Source organism: Bradyrhizobium sp. CCGE-LA001 (assembly GCF_000296215.2).
Taxonomy (GTDB): domain Bacteria; phylum Pseudomonadota; class Alphaproteobacteria; order Rhizobiales; family Xanthobacteraceae; genus Bradyrhizobium.
This window is the reverse complement of record NZ_CP013949.1, coordinates 6,516,010-6,534,683: the sequence shown is the minus strand read 5'-3', so window position 1 is coordinate 6,534,683 and position 18,674 is coordinate 6,516,010. Positions and strand designations below refer to the sequence as shown.

General features: G+C 57.4%; 10 protein-coding genes and 2 pseudogenes. 6 read left to right on the top strand and 6 right to left on the bottom strand.

From position 1 onward, the window contains the following. Positions 1 to 6: 6 nt before the first annotated feature. Positions 7 to 927, bottom strand: a pseudogene (locus BCCGELA001_RS39550) (ATP-binding protein); the annotation flags it as partial. Between the two features lie 271 nt (positions 928 to 1,198). On the opposite strand from BCCGELA001_RS39550, the gene BCCGELA001_RS39045 reads away from it, so the two are divergent. Continuing rightward, positions 1,199 to 1,654: a hypothetical protein gene (locus BCCGELA001_RS39045; RefSeq protein WP_236840777.1), complete on the top strand. Its 456-nt coding sequence runs from the start codon at positions 1,199 to 1,201 to the stop codon at positions 1,652 to 1,654. Positions 1,655 to 1,877: 223 nt separating this feature from the next. Here the strand turns inward: BCCGELA001_RS39045 and BCCGELA001_RS38625 are convergent, their stop codons facing one another. Next, positions 1,878 to 2,405 carry a DDE-type integrase/transposase/recombinase gene (locus BCCGELA001_RS38625; protein ID WP_202815395.1) on the bottom strand — a complete coding sequence of 176 codons (528 nt, stop codon included), beginning with the start codon at positions 2,403 to 2,405 and terminating at the stop codon, positions 1,878 to 1,880. Between the two features lie 1,790 nt (positions 2,406 to 4,195). On the opposite strand from BCCGELA001_RS38625, the gene BCCGELA001_RS29970 reads away from it, so the two are divergent. Together BCCGELA001_RS29970 and BCCGELA001_RS39545 are read left to right on the top strand one after the other, a co-directional pair. Beyond that, the gene (locus BCCGELA001_RS29970; RefSeq protein WP_236840776.1) at positions 4,196 to 6,109 is read left to right on the top strand and encodes a UbiA family prenyltransferase; all 1,914 of its coding nucleotides are present in this window, start codon (positions 4,196 to 4,198) and stop codon (positions 6,107 to 6,109) included. A gap of 671 nt (positions 6,110 to 6,780) precedes the next feature. Then, complete coding sequence (locus tag BCCGELA001_RS39545) at positions 6,781 to 6,951, top strand: hypothetical protein (protein WP_008545091.1); 171 nt, start codon at positions 6,781 to 6,783, stop codon at positions 6,949 to 6,951. Here the strand turns inward: BCCGELA001_RS39545 and tnpC are convergent. From tnpC to tnpA, 3 genes and pseudogenes are all read right to left on the bottom strand, one after another. Then, positions 6,922 to 8,289 (bottom strand): annotated as a pseudogene (gene tnpC / locus BCCGELA001_RS39540) (IS66 family transposase); the annotation flags it as partial. The gene BCCGELA001_RS39545 and the pseudogene tnpC sit on opposite strands and share 30 nt — an antisense overlap. Positions 8,290 to 8,362: 73 nt before the next feature. After that, a complete protein-coding gene (gene tnpB, locus BCCGELA001_RS29960) occupies positions 8,363 to 8,710 on the bottom strand; it encodes an IS66 family insertion sequence element accessory protein TnpB (RefSeq protein WP_008545089.1) in 348 nt (115 codons plus the stop codon). Then, entirely contained in the window at positions 8,707 to 9,117 is a 411-nt protein-coding gene (tnpA, locus tag BCCGELA001_RS29955; RefSeq protein WP_060736953.1) for an IS66-like element accessory protein TnpA, read from the bottom strand. The genes tnpB and tnpA overlap by 4 nt, the downstream gene beginning before the upstream one ends. A gap of 3,201 nt (positions 9,118 to 12,318) precedes the next feature. Here tnpA and BCCGELA001_RS36415 point away from each other — a divergent pair. The 3 genes from BCCGELA001_RS36415 to BCCGELA001_RS29940 all read left to right on the top strand — a co-directional run bounded on the left by BCCGELA001_RS36415 (position 12,319) and on the right by BCCGELA001_RS29940 (position 16,568). Next, positions 12,319 to 13,320 (top strand): NAD-dependent epimerase/dehydratase family protein, encoded by a 1,002-nt coding sequence (locus tag BCCGELA001_RS36415; RefSeq protein WP_008545087.1) that lies wholly within the window; start codon positions 12,319 to 12,321, stop codon positions 13,318 to 13,320. 640 nt (positions 13,321 to 13,960) lie between these two features. After that, positions 13,961 to 15,493: an FAD-dependent oxidoreductase gene (locus BCCGELA001_RS29945; RefSeq protein WP_008545086.1), complete on the top strand. Its 1,533-nt coding sequence runs from the start codon at positions 13,961 to 13,963 to the stop codon at positions 15,491 to 15,493. 4 nt (positions 15,494 to 15,497) lie between these two features. Beyond that, positions 15,498 to 16,568, top strand: coding sequence for an NAD-dependent epimerase/dehydratase family protein (locus BCCGELA001_RS29940; RefSeq protein ID WP_083543444.1), 1,071 nt, complete (start codon positions 15,498 to 15,500; stop codon positions 16,566 to 16,568). A gap of 500 nt (positions 16,569 to 17,068) precedes the next feature. On the opposite strand, the gene BCCGELA001_RS29935 is transcribed toward BCCGELA001_RS29940, so the two are convergent. Continuing rightward, on the bottom strand, positions 17,069 to 17,830 hold the full coding sequence (locus BCCGELA001_RS29935) for a class I SAM-dependent methyltransferase (RefSeq protein WP_008545084.1): 762 nt from the start codon (positions 17,828 to 17,830) through the stop codon (positions 17,069 to 17,071). Positions 17,831 to 18,674: the final 844 nt, after the last annotated feature.

The following is an 18,674-nucleotide window of genomic DNA, read 5'->3' as shown; positions in this document are numbered from 1 at the left end:
CAATTGATAGCAGCGGCCGAAGTGACGTTCAGTCTTGATGTACCCGATGATGCGCTCGATTGCGGAGCGGCGGCGCATCTCGCGCCTAACGGCACCGAAGACGCCGCACCTCTGGCCGGAAATGAAGATGTCGCGGGAGTTTTTCACGTCGTGACCGCGGTATCCTTTGTCGACATAGGCCCGCTGAAGCGCACAGCCCGTGAGCGGCTCGGGGTCGTCAATACAGCTTGCAAGGTATGATTGTCGTGAGGATGGGCAGCGACCTGGCATACGGCACGAACAGGCCGCCGGGAGTCCGGCGGTTGTTCATCACGATATCCGCCTTCACGTCGAACTCGTAGGGTGCGGCGGCCTTGCCCTTTCTCTCCAGCTCGGGGGGCGTTGAAGGAAGAGAGCTCCCATCCGCCGTGCCGCTGGTGCTGCGAGCGGATCTGACTGGCCCGACCAAGGGGAAGTGCGAACGCCTTCTCCAAAGCCGGCTGACCCTCGATCTTGGGGCGGAGCCGCGGATGATCTGGGCGAGCCGGCTGCGCAGGATGCGCAACTGCCGCTGAACTGCTTGGCATGGAGTGCAACCGCCTGCCACATCGCCGCATAATTGCCGCAGCGTTGGCGACGGTTCCTGCTTGAGGTCCTGAATGCGTACGCACAGGCCTCACAACCGCAGACTCTCGGCCAGCACGAGTTTCATCTCGTCGCCGAGCAGCTTGTCCATTGGCTCAGTAGCGAACGCTCGTGCGGGAACTCGTGCTGGAAGAACTTGCACCGTGCCCCATTCGGCAACGCTGTGGTTCGAGTGATCAGCATGGCACCAGTTTCGTAGTGGCGGCTGCCCAGTTGGAAGAACAGATGAGCCGCGTCGGGTTCCAGCGGCAGATAGCCAAGCTCGTCGACGATCAGTAGCTTTGGCTTCGACAGCGCGAGCATTTTCTCGTCCAGACGCCGCTCGCCGCCTTGGCAAGGCCAGCGACCGGCGTCGTCGCCTTGGTGAACTGCACCGGGTCCCCGGCCAGGATCGCTCTCGCCCGAGCGCTATCGACAAGTGCGTCTTACCGACGCCGGGCGGCTCAAGCAGCAGCATGTTCTCGCCGTTCGCCGACCAAGTGTGACGCGGCCAGCTCGCGGATCTGCTTCGGATCGATCGACGGCTCCTTCCCGAAGTCGAAGCCCGCAAGCTCCTTCACGGTGGGAAGTGTGCGTGCTTCAGCGCCATGTCGATGCGGCGATGATCCTTACGCGCGATCTCACGTTCGCACAGCAGGGGCAGCGTCTCACGGACAGGTTTGCGCCCACCGCCTCGTCGAGCAGGTTGTCGAGCTGGTCGCGGATACCGGCGAGCTGCAATCGCGCCAGCATTGCATCGAGCGGATCGTTCGGTACTTCGGTGGCTTTCTTTGGGCGCCTCATCAGAAGCTTCCGCCGATCACGGCTTCGTATTCGGCAGGAGGACGCAACAACGAGGGCGGTGGAGACGACCCGGCACCCCCGCCGCCGCAATCTCCGGCCGAAGGACTGCGCCGTTGTGCCCAGCAACACCATCCAGATGGACGAGGTCGACGATCCGCAGCCGGCGCCCCACCGATTGCTTGTGGACGGCTACCCGGTGCAATCCATGGCGGATCCGCACCTCGCGGGCCGCGACCGTTACCGCTAGGTGCTCCAATTAGGCGCCACGGCACTGAGTAAGTGTTCGTGTCGATCTCCATGGCGCAATCGTTGCCGACGACCCTGGTTAGTTCGCGCAATGATCCGAACGAGGGCTGGACACTGAGCGGCTTAACCGGTGTGTCTTGTCACGCGCGAAGTGGATGATCGGCGCCTCACTGCTGTGGATACGCACGTTCGCCACCACACGCTCACACTTGGCGAGATGCGCCTCAAATGCCGCCCAGCTCGCGAAGGAATGTCCCGCGACTACGCGCCCGACACGGCGCGCAGGCGCGAGGGCGGAAGCCCCAATGCTTCGCGAACGCGATGAGCTTGTCATTAAACTGAACCGACCGGCTCACCCTCACCATGTCGTAACGTACGACCAGCGCGCGTGGATTTCCATCAGCACTTTCCGGCCCGCCGCCGTAGGTCGTAAATGCGCTCTCGAGCCCAGCGAACCAGTGCTCTTGCTTCTCGGCCCGGAACGCACGCACATGCGGCCGCCGCGAATGCCAGAGCGTCGCCACGAACACAAAGGCTTTGACCTTCACCCCGCCGATCTTGACCAGACGCTCGCCGAAGTCGATCTGTAGCTGCCGGCCCGGGGCCGTCTCGAACCGCGTGGTCGCCAGCGCTTCGGCCTTCAGCGCCTGGCGGTAGGGCTGCACGGCTCGCTGCACCGTTCGCCCGCTGACCGCCACGCCTTGCTCGGTCATGCCGAATGAACCTATCGCGCAGCCAACCTTCAAGGCCATCGAGCTGTTTCGGGCGCTCAGGCGGCTTGTATGGCTTCATCCCGCCCGCCGCCACGTAGTCATTCTCCGTGTGATGGCTGCGGGCCAGCTGCCGCGCAATCCGCTTCAGTCCCTCAGGCGCAACATCTCCCGTCACGTCATCCGGCGTCTTCATCACCTGCTCCCGTGGATCACTCCACGACGAGCTTTCCGTGATTCGTTCCTCGTTCATTCGCTTCTCTCCTCGGCTAGCCTAGGAGGAGGCAATTCCTCGTGACGCCGAGGGGGCAATTTTCCATGGCGCGCGACAACAACCCGGGTGGCTGGACGATCGGCAGACATAGTTTGGGGCGAAGCAGTCCACGAGCGCAGCGAGGGGTATTGCGCTACACTTTGCACGTGCGGCGCCAAGCTGCGCACCTCTAATATAGGACGATCGAAACGGAAGGGTCCACCCCTGAGGAATGAGGGGGTACCAAGTCACTGCCACATCGGCTCTTGATCGCTCCATTTGCAGACCTGATCGTCTCCACCGGCACATAGCATTCGGGTCGGTGTATTTGCCTGTTAGTCCGTGGATACGCGCCGTGCCCTGCTAGTGGGCAAGGAATCATTTTGACCTCGCTGACTGCGACAATAGAACCAAGAGATCAGCCAGCCGACAACTTTTGGGACTCTGCCGCAGATGAGCGTCGTCTCTGGCAAGCTCAACAATGTGTAAGCGCAGCCGATCATCGTCAGAGTGCGCCTGCAAAGAAGGGCTTGCGGCATCGGAATAGGCGCGACAATTCTGGCAAGTGAGAGAGCAGGCTGCAATGAACGCAATCAGCCTGCCGGCATTGGCAGCACGCCGACCCGCGTAACCTGGTGACCCTGCTGACCACACCCTTCTCTCAGGTATTATCCGTCTCGGGAGATCGCTGAACTCATATGCGCGACAACCGTCCGTTTGCCGGCCTCGATCCGCCGGAGCCATGTTCTTCTACCCGCCCGATGGTGGCGGCGCGCATTGAGCGGCAAATACAGGCCGCATTTGGCAAGCAGAACAAGGGCCAGCAGCTCGGGCCCCGCACCGAGCAATTGGATGCGAGGAGGCCGGCGGCTGGGTGACGGCTTCGCAAGCCCGGCAGACGAGCTTCTCGATCACTTTCACTGGCGCTGAACGAGTTTCGGCGTCTCGGTCACGTCGTCTCTGGTTTTGCGCAATATCTCGCTACAGCATCGGAAGATCGCAGGTGTCAACTAGACGATGCGCTGCCGTGGCAGATGCTCCGGCAGCGGCCGGGGTTTCCGCTAGCAAAGGGGAAAGCTGGTCAATTTGTAGCGCATCCAGAACGCGGAGCATGTCCTTGGGGTTATAACCGACATTGAGACTAGTCGCTTAGAGGTGCTGGATCTTGTTGTCAGACGCAACTGTGAAGATGTCGTGATCGGCGACGCCCACGTACGTTCGCACGCCAAGGGCCGTCAATTGGCGCGCCGTCGGTGGGGAGTGGAACCGAGGTCTTCTGGGGACGCAGAGCACGCGACTCGTGTCCCGTTTCTCACAGAGGCATAAAAGTCGGTCAGATTCTAGACACAACCGTCTTGGCGCTGTTGAGAGTCGAAGCACAAACAGCTCCTTAATACACGCTAATGCCGTGGCACGGCCGTTGCAATTGAAATGCACCAACATTGAAACGAGTTTGCGCACACGAAGACACGTTAGACGAGGGATACTCTCGTTCCACTGAAGACGTTTGCGCCGTTCCTGAGCAATAGGGAGCTCGTTCAAAACTTGTCCAGTCTTTCCAGTAGCGGTGGAGAGTAACATGGTGCTGCTCACTGCGTCCCCGGCTCCTCAGATCAAGGTGGAAAGCTGGCTGCGAGGACAGCCCCTGACGAGCTTTCAATCAGGGACGGTGTACATCGTCCAGTTTTGGACAACTTGCGCAGGCTGTGTGGCAGCAATACCCCATCTGATCCAGCTGCAAGAAAAATATCGAAACAGAGGACTTGAGGCCATTGGAATCGCAGCCTGCGAACCAACTTCAACGCCGAAGGAGACGAGAAGTAGCCGGGCCGCTTGGTTGAACGAAACGTTTCCGAAGCTGAATTATCGGATCGCGTGTGACGACACAGGTGAAATGAAAAAGCTTTGGATGAAGCCCAGCGCTTCTAGCTTGAATGCCACATCCTTCGTCGTCGACCGTGACGGCCACATCGCCTTTATTGGTACTTCGACGCAACTCGATGATGTTTTGCCGAAAGTTCTCGGCGAGGGCTCGTGGGCCGGCGCTGTTGCTGAAATTAGCGACGATACCGCCGTTCCGCGCGACAAGCCTTTAGTAGTAGATCTAGATGGATCTTTGCTGATGGCGGATGTGCTATATGAGTCCTTCTTCAACGTACTATCTCTGGGATTTCATGCAAACCTTGCCGCGGTGGGGGCTCTGGGAAATGGCAAAGCGGCCATAAAGCATTACCTTGCTCAGTCGTCCGACCTAAATTATACGACTCTCCCGTACAACGCCTGCGTTTTGGATCTAATCCGGGCAGCCAAGGCAGGCGGCAGAAAAGTTTACCTTGCTACGGCAGCCAATGCAAAGCACGCAAATGCCATTGCAGATCACCTGGGGATCTTCGATGGTTGGTTTGCGTCTGACGCAATAACGAATCTGTCGGGATCTTTAAAGGCCGAAATACTCACGGCGGCGTTCGGCAAGTACGGATTTGATTACATTGGCAACGGCTCCGCAGATTTGGCCGTGTGGAAGGCTGCCGATAAAGCGTATGGAGTCGGTCTTTCCAATGCGGTGAGCAATAAGCTAATCGCGCTCAAGGGCGACTACGTCGCGATAGACTGCGGAAATCCGGACATGCGGGTGTGGTTGAAGGCCCTTCGCGTGCACCAATACGTCAAGAATCTTCTCGTTTTTGTGCCAGCGCTAACTGCGCATCAACTCACGTTGCCTAACATCTTCACGGGTGCGATCGCATTCGTAGCCTTTTGTGCCTGCGCGTCGGCCGTGTACTTCCTCAACGATCTACTCGATCTAAAATCTGATCGCGCACACCCTAGCAAGTGTGCACGACCTTTTGCGAGTGGACTTCTACAAATTCGGACCGGCTTGTTGATGATTCCGGCGCTCCTCCTAATTTCTCTGGTGTTGGCAACTATAATCTCACTTGAGTTTGTCGGCGTATTGGTTAGCTATTTTTTGCTAACGATCGCCTACTCTGTCTATTTCAAGCGCCGGATGCTGGTGGACGTCATTGTGCTAGCAATGCTTTACACGATGCGTATTGTTGCAGGGGGGGTGGCAGTTGAAATTCCAATTTCGCAATGGCTCTTCATCTTTTCCATCTTCATTTTCACCTCTCTCGCACTAATCAAACGCTACGTTGAGCTAGCCGCCAGGGTCGACCGCAACATTCGCGAGTGTTCAGATCGAGACTACAGGATCGGAGACCTTAATGTCATTGCCGCTCTAACTGCCGCGGCTGGCTTGAACGCCGTTACGATCGTTGCGCTCTATGTCACATCGCCCGATGTGCAGACACTCTATCGACATCCGAAAACATTGTGGCTTATCTGTCCAATTCTTCTTTATTGGACAGCGAGGAATCTCATGATGGCACAACGGCGTCTAATGGACGATGATCCAATTGTCTTCGCATTGAGGGATCGTATCAGCGCATTTGCAATCGCCTCGATCGTCGCTGTAGTTTTCATCGCCATCTGACGAATTTTCGAGGTTCCAAAAGGGGATGGCGTCCAGCGTTGATAATCGGAGTTGATGCGCCCGCGATTCTGCCCAGGGTAAGGTATTTCCGCGACGCGCGAGGCAGTATATGGTAGTCGGCTCTCCAACAGGGCGATGTTGCAGCGGATGTCCTCGAGATCGAAGAGGGAGTTCCGTTGAGCAGTTCATCTCACATCCCACGCTCTCGATTATGCCGTTCTGCATCGGCTTTCCTGTCTGAAACACCAGTGGATCGCGGCGTCGTTGCTTGGCGAGCATGCTATTGCAGGTTAACTCGGTGGCATGTTCGGACACGGTCATTCTGGCCTACGGCGTTCGCTCGACGACCGCCGTCTTTTCGCGGCGGCGCGGAGGCCTGAGATCGACATATCCGGAATTATCTCTCGGTATTCCAGGGTGACGTCATCCAGATGCGAAAGCGCTGACCGTGGGCGAACTGGTCATGAAGAAAGTCCAGCATCAGCGGCTGGCCTCCACCGCGGGCGGCGCCCGGCTACACACAGCCTTGTGTCGGGTCCTTCGCTTGCGGACGGCGAGTCCTTCCTCGATAGAACGATAGATCTCACTTTGGCACTGTTTTTGATTTAGATCAGTTCACTCGGCCCATGTGAGGGTCGCATGAATCGCTGCGGCTTACGGAAAAGCGGATCATGAAGAAGCGCGAGGCCGGCGTTTCGGCTGCCGATCTGTGCCGGAAGCACGGCGTCAGGGATGAAAGCATCTACAAAATGGAAAGACAAGTAGATGGCAGCCGCACGCCGGCCGCCCTCATCGGACCCGGCGAAGGTTCAATTTTTTCGCCCTACGGCGACCGGCCGTAGCTCACGCTCAGCAGCATTGTTCGACATGCAAAGCCGTCCGTCATCAAGGAAGCGGCTAAATGCATCCCAGCGGCTGAGGCAGTAATTGATCGCTTTGGTCGTGTGTTGTTCCTGGACAGCTTGGCGCGCTGCTCGCGCAACCACTCCTTCAGCTCGACGATCAGGGGGCGACTACGCTCCTGGCGCACCCGCAAGTGCTCCTGCGCAGCAAAACCGTTGATCTCGCGCTAAATGGCAAACAGAACATCGGTGCGCTTGACCGCCTCGGCCGCGATCGGCGCCTTGCTGAGCCGCGCGAGATCAAAGAACTTGCGTCTGCCGTGCGCCCAGCACGCGGCCTCGATAATCCGGCCGCCCTTGCGATGGGCCTCGTAGAGCCTGCCAAAGCCTGCGTAGGTGTCGGCCTGCATCAGCCCGGCATAGCCCGCCAGATGCTGCTCCGGATGCGCACCGCCACGATCGGTCGAGTAGAAGAACACGGCCGCCGGCGGATCTGGGGAGGCAAACGGACGGTCGTCGCGCACGTAGGTCCAGAGCCGGCCGGTTCGGGTCTTGCCCTTGGCCAGGACCGGCACTGTGGTGTCATCCGCATGGATGCGCTCGGCCGCGAACACGTCGCTCCGGATCGCATTGACCAGCGGCATCAAGGTTGCCGCGCAGACACCTACCTAGTCCGCGAGCGTCGATACGTCGAGCTCGATGCCCTTCACGTGGTAGACGTCGCTCTGACGATGAAGCGGCAGGTGCAGGCCGTACTTGGCGAACAGGACATGGGCCAGCAGCTTGGGCCCTGCACGCCCGCGCGCAATCGGGTGCGAGGGAGCTGGCGGCTGGGTGATCGCTTTGCAGCCCGGCAGACGAGCTTCTCGCGCACGTGCTGGATCACCTTCCACTGGAGCGGAACAAGCTCCAGCGTCTCGGACACGTCCTCGCCAAGCTTGCGCAATCGACTTCGCAGCAGCATGGGCAGGTGGCCGGCACCGGATAGACAATGCGCTCCCGCAGCAAGTGCTCCGGCAGGGGCCGGCGGGCTGGCTTGCGGCGCTCGAACGATGGCACCGCAATCTTCTCGGCTGCCATCTGCGCCGCCGTCTCAGCTTGAGCCGCGTTCTCCTCCAAGTCGGCGAGCTGCAGCTCGAGCTGGTCCAGCAATGCGCCTCGCTCGGAGGGCTGTCCGAACTGTTCGTGCCGGAGCTTCTTGATCGTGAGCTTGAGCTTCTCAATCAGCAATGTCCCCGCCTGGGCTTCCGCCTCCGCGGCCAACCGGGCCGCTCGCTCGGCGCGCAGCATCGCCTGCAGCGTGGTCACATCGTCGGGAAGAGAATCAGCGGTACTCATCGCCGACCAGAGAATCACAAGACGCGATCTCTGTCCGAACCGCTGATCCTGTCACCGATTCAAATCCCAGCGATCAGCCAGCCGCCTGTGGTCGCCAGGTCTGTTGCGGCATCCGCCAGTCGATGCCCTCCAGCAGGTAGCCAAGCTGGGCTGGGGTGATTGTCACCACGCCGTCAGCCGACGACGGCCACAGGAAGCGGCCGCGCTCCAGCCGCTTGGCGTAGAGCGACATGCCCAGTCCATCGTGCCAAAGGATCTTGATCAGCTTGCCGCTCCTGCCACGGAACACATAGAGGTCGCCGCCGTGCGGGTCTCGCTTGAAGGCTTCCTGCACCAGCAAGCCCAGCGAGTTCATACCGCGACGCATATCAGTGTGGCCGGTCGCAATCCACACCCGCACGCCCGACGCAATGGGGATCACCGTAGGCGTCCATCTGCCAGCGCCGCCACGGCGGCCTTCAGCGTCGCCGCGTCGACCGCGCCCGTGATCCGCATCCTAGCCCCGGCCGCAAACTCGATCTCGATCGATCCGCCGCTGCTGGCCGGCACGACTGGACAGGGCGTCGGTCCTGCTTCCGCGACCACCATCGCGGGTACGAAGCCAGGTGGATCGGCGGCATCCTTCGGCTCAGGCCGAAACGAGCGTCGCCATCGCAGCAGCAATGAGCGCGAAACGCCATACCGCCGCGCCGTTGCCGCGACCTGACGCGGCGACTGCAAGCTCTCCAGGACGATCTTGAGCTTCTCATCCTCGGACCAGCGCCGTCGCCGGCCTGTGTCCACCACCTCAAGCCGTTCGGCTTGGGCACTGCGCCTATCACTGTCCATAAGGACAGTACTCAACAAGACGCCTCATTCGGCAAGGCGGCCTTCACCGGACGGATACGGACATGCGTCGGTTGATTACCATTCATCGCGCTCGGCGCCATTGCGGCAGCGACCATCAAGACGCTTGTGCCGGATCCTGGTTGCGCATGGCGGCATGTTCATATCCGGCGCAATCATTCAGATGCTAAAAATGGTGGATGTTGCAACGGGTGGACCGAATGCCATCCGCTTCGAGGCCCTTGAACGCGCGCAGACCTATCCTCTGGCCGTTCGCGGCCCAATTGTGACAACGATAGCGCCCTCATGGATGACACTGTCGTGTCATGGTGCAGATCTCGTAATAATGTAACTCGTTCCAGGGCGCTACAAGGAGAACGATCAGGCATTCGTGGAGCAAAAGAACGGAGCTGTTGTTCTCCGCCTGGTGGATTATGGGCGGTTGAAGGCGTTGATGTCGCTCGCTTATTAGCTCACCTTTGCGGCGGCACGGCTGCTCGTCAATTTTTTCCAGCCTTCATTAAGCTGAAAGAGAAGCACTGCGAAGTTGCCAAAGTGTGAAGCGTTATGTTCCTCCGGAAACGCCATACGACCGAGCGTTGCTCCACCCGAGCCTCGACGAGGCATTCAAACACCGGCTGCGAGAGATCCACCGCTCGCTTGATCCGCTCGCATTGCTGGCCCAAATGTGCGAAAAAATGGTCCTTGACTGGGCAATAGCGTCTGCTGCGCGACAGGGGAGGCAATCAACGCGCTGCCCGATCAGCGGCTAAAGCTAAGCTGAACGAGACGCGCGAAAATCAGGAACGCGCGCAGCAGGCGCAACAGCAAAGGGGCTGCCATTTACCTTTCAAACCCGTTAGCGGTATATGAGCGGCAGGCTGTCGGTCACACGTTCTCTAGCACGACCCTGATGGTAGGCGCGACGTTCCGAATGATCATGGCGAAGTCGCCGTCGCTTCAGGATCGCCGACGCCGTCGGTCACCTCGCTTACTCAAACAACTGGGGGAGGGTTGGCCACCGCTCTTGTCTGAAACTTGAACGGAGATGCTTCGCGATGATTTTGAGTACACATGCGATCGTCGGCGGTGCGATCGCTAGCTTACTCCCTTCCGATCCGTTACTTGCGGCCGTGCTAGGATTTGCGAGCCATTTTGCGATTGACGCCATACCGCACTGGGACTATCAACTCCGGTCGATATCGATCGGGAAGCGCGCGGACAATCGATGCCTCAAATTCAACCGAACCGTAATATTCGATGTTATGAGAGTTGGTGTCGACACCTTCGCAGGCCTCGCACTCGCGAATTGGTTGTTTGCTACGACTACTTCGTTCTGGCTTATTGAACTCGGCGCCATAGCTGCAATGGTCCCCGATGCATTGCAGTTCGTGCATAGCATTTTTCCACGAGAGCCACTGGTCTCACTTCAACGCTTTCACGAAACGATTCACGCAAAGCAAAAGTTGGCTTGGAAACTGGGCGTCAGTTCTCAGATCGTATTCGCGGCCACAGTCGCGACTCTGACTGTGGCTATCCGTTGATGCAAATGTGGCGGCCAATCGCCAGGCTAGGCTAAGCGAGTTCTGAGCCGGCCCCGATGAATTAAACATATAATGCGTGCATACACTTCGTACAACCCGGAAGGAAGGTACGAAAGAAAAGGAGGTACATCTGAAGACAGGTGAGGATCCTCGCCGGGCTTTTGGCTATCCTCCGGAGGGCCTTTCCAGCCCTGGTGCCCTTATTGAAACAAGAGGCAATTACCCAATCGCGGTCGTGCCCGCGGGCATCGAGGCCGCAATAGCAGCTGTCGCTTATTTCCTCAATACAATCCCACTAAGGTAGGCAGCTTCCAAACGCCATGGGCGGCAATACCTTCAAACGGTTCGTCGCCTTTTGGTCAAAGTAGCAAGGCGTTTTTTGGGCCAAGCGTTGAGAGCAGACATCAGCATACAGTTCGTCGAATCGCTTTGTGACATGAGCAATTTATGCTGGCCAGTGTCCCGCCCTCGTTAACGCCCGCCGACCTAGCGAGCTGGTGTGGGCTTATCGCCATCGACCTCCAGAATACCGGAAAAGTTGTCCATATGCTCGAGGCACTCGCCGCCGCGGCCATTCTCGAAGCGACAAACCACCATTTGTGGGACTGCTGCTGCCGGTGGCGTGGCCGCACGGCGTATTCGGCTTGTCTTTGCCGACCTTCTTTTTGTTTCGGGTTCAACAGCCGCCACGCTGATAACGATCTGTCAAGCAAGCAGGTGATCTGCTCATCACTCGGCTTGTCGCTGCAAATACTCCACGCGCATGAACGAAACACGTACCGAGCCTCTGAACAGGTGGCCAAACCAACAGCGCTAGCGTCATCAAGCCACCGATCGCTTAAGGAAGTTGACAGCCGCGCGGACCAGGGATTGCAGAAGTGCCGGGTGACGGGCACGGCCAAAGTCTACACGGTAGCCACACAGATCGCGGGGTAGCAAACCACGATTTCACAGTGGCACTACGTTGCGGTCAAGCTCCCCGAGTTCGACGCTCGCCCTCCTATTCAGAAGCCGGTGCGACCGGTTCCCAAGCCATCGCTTACGCCGCCAAGCAACAATTCACGATCGATGGAGTCAGTGAGATTACGTCGTCCGACGTTTCTTGGATCCGTTCCTTGCCCGCGGCGTTCAGTGAGATCGTTCCAGCTCGACTGACCAAACATTTAAGAGCTACCGGGACAAACCCTCTCATAATCAAGCATCATCTGTAGGTGAGATGGACTTATGCGTTTACGTTTCGAATAGGCCTCTGGCTATACGCAGCGGCGTTCGGTTTTGTCTGCATACTGACGATGTCGGATTTCCGACACGGCACTCATGAAGGTATCGGGTGGTAATAAGCACTTGTCCGTCTGGCACAGAACGTGCTGGATTGAAGCAACGCACTGCAGTTGCCCTGATGCGTATGATTTGACTCTACCTGAGCCAGGTGCCGGTCGGCCCTTTGAGGAGAGAAAAATGAGAATTCTAGTTATCGATGAGTGTTGGTGGGCTGGCATCAGCTCCAAGTTGGCTTCATTAGCACGTCGCGCGGACTAGATTTGAAACTTAGACTTCTAGTGTCAACTCAAGCGAGGACGGCGCGCAGTCCCCAACAGCTTTTAGGCCACAGACAGTGAGTACAGCTTTAGTCACCGGCGGCTCCGGATATTTTGGGCAAGTGTTGAGCAAACAGCTGCTTGCGGAAGGAACCCACGTTCGCGTGTTTGATCTCAATTTCCCCGATTTCACTCATCCGAATCTTGAGTTTCATAAGGGCACGATTCTAGATCGCAACGCTGTCAAGCAGGCGCTCTTCGGGGTGAACAAGGTATTCCACAATGTTGCCCAAGTCCCATTAGCCAAAGATGTAGACTTATTCTGGGCTGTCAACAAAGATGGCACTCAGATCATTGTGGACGAGTCGGCTGCGGCAGGAGTCGAGAAGCTGATATATACTTCTTCCAGTGCCGTTTTCGGCGCTCCGAAATCTAATCCCATCACAGAGAGGACGGAACCCAATCCTGCCGAAGATTACGGACGCGCAAAACTTGCAGGAGAAGTTATCTGCAAGCTAGCACTACCACGCCATAATTTGGATGTGGCGATCGTGCGTCCGAGAACTATCCTTGGGCATGGCCGTCTTGGCATCGTACAGATCCTGTTTGACTGGATTGAACGGGGCCTCGATGTGCCTGTTCTAGCTGACGGAAATAACACATATCAGTTCGTTCACTCAGATGACTTGGCCTCGGCATGTATTGCGGCGTCAAATGTGCGGGGCTCTGCAGAATACAATATCGGCGCGGCCGAATTTGGTACAATGCGTGAACTTCTACAGGCAGTCATAGACCATGCCGGAACCGGAAGCCGGATCAAATCTATTCCGATGAGACCGGCTGCGCTTGCAGCAAATTTGGCAAGTGCGCTCGGCCTCTCGCCATTGGGGCCCTACCATTCTCTGATGTATGGGCGGTCAATGTATTTCGATATTTCCAAAGCTCAAAGAGAGCTCGAGTATGCACCGAAATACTCTAATTCCCAAATGATCATCCATAGCTATGACTGGTATCGGGCCAACAAGTTAACTCTGCGTAAGAGCGGAGCGTCACACCATAAGTCGCCTGTCAAACAGAAGATACTGTCACTGCTTCCCTATGCATTGCGGATGATCCCGGAATGAACCGACACCGTTGATCCAGGTCGTAGCCGCGGGCTCGACTTCGAGTAAGGGCAACCTATTAGTGAAGATGCAGCCAGATTTCACTACCACCCGAGGCCGAAAACGATTCGCCGCCCGGCTTTATAGACGGGCTGGTAAGCTCAACCACCTTTGGCAGAGGCACCCATGGTGGTGTCTGTCGCTTATCCGGATTAATGGCTTCCAGCTTCGTAATCGCGGGGCGTCTTGGCCGGTGTTGATTTTCCGGGTTGAGGAGACTTAGATGGTATTTGATCGAGTGCTCGTGCCAACACTGATACCCGCGTGGCCTTTGCTCGACGGAGAAAATAAATCAGCAATAGTAATTGAAGTTACGGCAAGCGTCACACGAGCCATTGCAGGCGCGCCCTTTCATATTCGCTTGGCAATTCGAAGCGCTTCGATTTTCCTTAGCCTTTGCATCGTTTTTATTTCAGCAGGCGCGGGGGGGCCATTGGTAAGCGCGTTACGGGCAGAGATGTTTTATACTCTCATGCAGAGATCCCCCGGTCCCATCAGCTCCGTCGTGCGCCTTTATCGCTCAATGGTTCTACTTGCGTTTTACGAACGGCCGCCCGTAGCAGCAAAGCTGTTGACCGTGCGGCCTGTGCGGAATTGAAGCATGAAAGGCAGTTTTCATCCGAGCAGCGCACTGCACTTGGAAGCAGATGCGGTCGTTATCGGCTCGGGTGCGGGCGGTGCCAGCGTCGCGCATGTGCTAACAGCTGCCGGCTTATCTGTGATCATGCTTGAAGAAGGTAAGCACGTCCCTTCATCATCTGCTTCTCCGCTCGCAGTCGATGCATTCTCTGCGGCCTGGCGCGGCGGAGGAATAACCGCCGCTGCTGGTCGCCCCCCCATTACGTACGTGGAAGGCTGCTGCGTCGGGGGAGGAACTGAAATCAACAGCGCTATCACGCAGCGTGTTGATAGCGATCTCATTGATCAATGGCGCAAGGCGAATAAAATCGAGAATTTTACGCCGGGCGAACTGGCGCCATACTACGAGCGTGCCGAGAAGGCGGTAAATGCAAGCCTGACGTCCGGTTCACTCGGACGTGCCACCGACATTCTGCGCGAGGGAGGCGAAGCGCTCGGCTGGAAGGTTTCGGAGCTGAAGCGTGCGCAACGTGATTGCAAAGGCGCCAACCGATGTTCCTATGTATGTCCGCACGGTGCCAAGCAGTCCATGGCAGTGACACTCCTGCCAAAGGCGGTGAGCTGCGGCATGCGGCTGCTGGCGCACACGCGTGTGAAGAAGATACGAATTGAAAAGAGCCGAGCTACAGAAGTTCTTGCTCAGTCACGCGATGCCGGCGGACAAGCTCTGTTAGTGCGCGTAAGAGCCAATATGGTCTTCGTCTGCGCGGGTGCAATTCACACGCCGGCGCTTTTGCGCTGCTCAGGACTGCGTGAACGAATCGGAAATACACTGCGCTTCCACCCGACAATCAAGGCAACGGCTCTGTTTGACGACCCTGTCGATGCGCATCAGTCGCGGCTTCCTCTGACGGCAATTACCGAGTTTATGCCAGAACAACGCATCGGTGGATCGGTGTTCACGCCCGCGGTATTTGGCCTCTCGCTTGCGGAAGACTGGACCAATCGCGGGGATCTGATGCAGGAGTGGCGTTTTTGCGGCTCATACTACGGCATGATACGGCCCCGCGGGGTGGGCTCAGTGAGATCCCTTCCAGGTCTCAACGAGCCGCTTGTCAGTTTCCACCTCGCCCCTGAGGACTGGATTGCTTTAGGTCAGGTTCTCTCGCGCGTTGGCCAAGCGATGTTTGCAGCCGGCGCACGGAAGGTGTTCCCAAGCATATCTGGCCATGGGGGCTGGACCAGCGCCGATCAGGTGGATGAATTTCGGGATAAGCATCTGCCAAAAGGGTCAACGAACCTGATGACGGTGCACTTGTTTTCCAGCTGTCCGCTTGGCGAGGATCAGAATGCATGCGCGGTCGACAGCTTCGGCCGGGTGCGCGGCGTCGAAAACCTCTTTGTTGCTGATGGCAGCCTCATTCCAGACGCGCCAGGCGTCAATCCTCAAATGACTATCATGGCCTTGGCATTCCGGGTTGCGGAGGCTGCACTCTGTCATTCGGCCCAAGAACACGCCCGGGCAGCCGCAAGGGACAGAAATTCCGGAGGTTAGCAAAGTGCACGAGATAAGACGGGTAACGCTGAATGCGCCCCTAGTGCTTCTGACGGGAGGCGCCGGATGGCTGGGCGGACGCATTGCGGCAGCGCTGACAACAGGATTGCCGGGAGCTCAACTTATCGCGACCGGGGGCTTCCGAGTAAGGGCGCTGGTGCTTGCGGGAGAAGACGTGTCGCAGCTGCGTGAAAAGGGCGCGGAAATCGTGACAGGCGACGTCCGGGATATGGAAGCGATTCGTGCATTCGTCACCGATGCCGAAAACGCCATATTGATCCACACGGCTGGGGTCGTTCATCCCAAGACGGTTGCTGAGTTCGAAGCGGTCAACACGCAAGGCACGATCAATCTGCTTACGGCAGCGCAAAAAGCAAGGGTGCGGCGCGCGATTGTCATCTCGTCGAATTCGCCGGTAGGCTGCAACCCACATCCGGACCACAGATTCACAGAGAAAAGCCCCTACAATCCATATATGGGATATGGCCGCTCCAAGATGCTGATGGAAAAGGCGCTGCGTGCTGAAATCGCAGTTGGTAGTTCAACGGAAACTGTCATCGTACGTGCGCCCTGGTTTTACGGACCTGACCAGCCGTCGAGGCAAACGCTCTTTCTTAAGATGATCAAGGAAGGCAAGTTTCCCATCGTTGGAACAGGACGGAACCGCCGCTCGATGGGCTATACGGACAATCTGGCGCAGGGCATCCTGCTTGCCGCAGCTACGAAAGATGCTGCGGGCGAGATTTTTTGGCTTGCTGACGAGACATCGTACACCATGAACGAGATCGTCGAAACCGTAGGCAAGGTCCTGCATGAAGATTTCGGCATGAGAGTCAAGCCCAACATGGTCCGTCTGCCGAGCTTTGTAGGCGAAGTCGCAACGATGCTCGATGCAGCCCTTCAATATGTTGGCATTTATCACCAGAAGATCCATGTCCTGTCCGAGATGAACAAGACAATTGTCTGCGATATCGCGAAGGCCAAAAAAGTGCTCGGCTATGCGCCCAAGATCGCCTTGCGAGAGGGCATGCGCCTTTCGGTCGCCTCGTGTCTGAAGAACAAGCAGAAGATTTAGGCGTCTCCTTCGCTACTACCTCACACGCCGACTGAAACCACATTATTCTTGGCATGTGGACTGTAAGTGCCGTCCACCGAAGCGTTAGAGCGAGCGCTCTCGGTTCTTCGCTGGGAAGAAAGGCATGGTTTTTCGCCAGCTCTGATCGCGACGCCGAGCCGGCCGCGAGATCGCGACGCTCAGTATAATGGCGCGCTTCAACAACACCGACCCGAAAGCCTGGCTCGCCCCGACGTCTTTGCGCGCATCGCCAACATGCCGCAAAGCTGGCTGCAGGAGTGTTGCGAGAGGAACTGGACGCCTGCACCGCCGGCATCCTCCGCTCAGGGAGCGTCGGCACCATAGTTCCCTTTCCGTCACTGCCATCGGTTGCGTCGCGATGGACCTTGGCGAAAAAGGCTTGGCTATGTGACGTTGCCAACGGAATGGATCAAGAGGACGGCTCATCTAGGTCGATGTCGGTGAGGACGTCACGCGAGCCGATAGACGCGCTGGATTTCTCAGATCGAAGAATCTTTGCTGCAGACGGAGATCAGTGACGTGCCGTAGACATTCTTCGGCAAAATGCGGCTTTCCACCCAAAACGCAATTCCTAACAGCTCATCTATCCAGGCCGCTTTGGGCGCGCGAAACGTGGTCATTCGCTTTATGCCCATTTTCTTCAGGAACAACGTAGGAACATACAAAGCGTGGAAGAAGTAACTGTAGGATCTAATTGAAAGTCGAGACCGAAGCGCCAGTTTGCGAAGTTCATTAACATCGTAGCGTAGGAAGTGACGGTAGTGTTCATCAAAATTCGACCAGATCTCTTGTCGCGCTGGCAATGTGATGATCAACAAACGCAGCGACGGAAGGGCACGAAACATTGCTTCGATGAATTTGACCGGCTGCTCGACGTGTTCAAGGACGTCCAGGAGCAGAACCGTGGTGACTCGGTTGCGCAGATCCTTATCGAGCTCTGCGAAATCAGTTTGCGGAAACACAAACGGTCTCGCCTCCTCGTGAACCCATGGATCACCAAGGTCGCAGCCGTATGCGTCGAAGCCGGCTTTCCGTAAGACCCTAACATAGTGACCTCGCGCAGTACCGATTTCTAGTAGCGTATCGCCGAGGCCACAAAATGTGTGAGCATAACTCTTCACAATGGCGCTACGTGCGCAGTGCCAGTAGTGTCGCTCATAACCTGGCGGAAAGAGCTCATCGAACTCGTCGTGCGAAAATTCACTGCCGATTTGGCGGCGATCGGGGGCGCTATCAATCATTGGAGACCTGCGCAGAGATTGCGCAATAGGTGATAAATGCAGATCGGCAATTAGTAAAGGCGGTGAGCCCTACCACACGTGAGGGGTAGACAGTGCTACGTGTTAAGCACTGGCAAGTCCGCAAAGCGTTGGGTTCTCGATGAATACCGATAACCTGAGGGAGCGAAGTCGTCATCTTGATTGCCACCCGGCGGAAGCGCTTTGGGCCGTCCTAGCGACTACTTGCGTTCCAGCTAAAGCAACGCTGCACTTCCGGCACAGCGAAACAACAGTTAGCGCCGTCAGGCCTAACGTAGATCATCTTCGCGAGACAAATTGGCAAGTTCGACAATTGTTTGAGCGAGGTATCGGCGAGCGCGTGATGAGCTGGCTTGCTCGCGGTTGATCTAGGCGAACCGGACGCATCGAGATTATTCCGAAGCCCCGCGGTGAGGAAAGGGTGGGCATGGAAGCTCTGGAATCGACAGTATTATGGCTACGAGTTGAACGGGCAATTTGGAGATCGTCCACAGTCTGACGGGGACTTGTAGCGCCAGTTTTGCTTTGCCATGTAGGAGGCGCGACCGGCAATCAACGGCCGGTTTTGTTGCAAACCATGTCCGCGCAACCAGCCGGCTAACGTGACAGAGGCGCAAAACTCAAGCTCTGGGTGATCCAAAGTTCGGTCTCCTGGACCGAGTGATAGCACCTACCACTTCTTGGAGGAGATTGCGCGGCTCCGGGCAGTTAAAAGATCCTCAAGCTTATATCCTGCGGCATGAGACGCCTCTACGCGGACGGCAGAAAGGGTTGAGGTAGCTGCGGTTCTGGTCTTCGTATGCCGACGTATCTCCTTTGCTGCCCC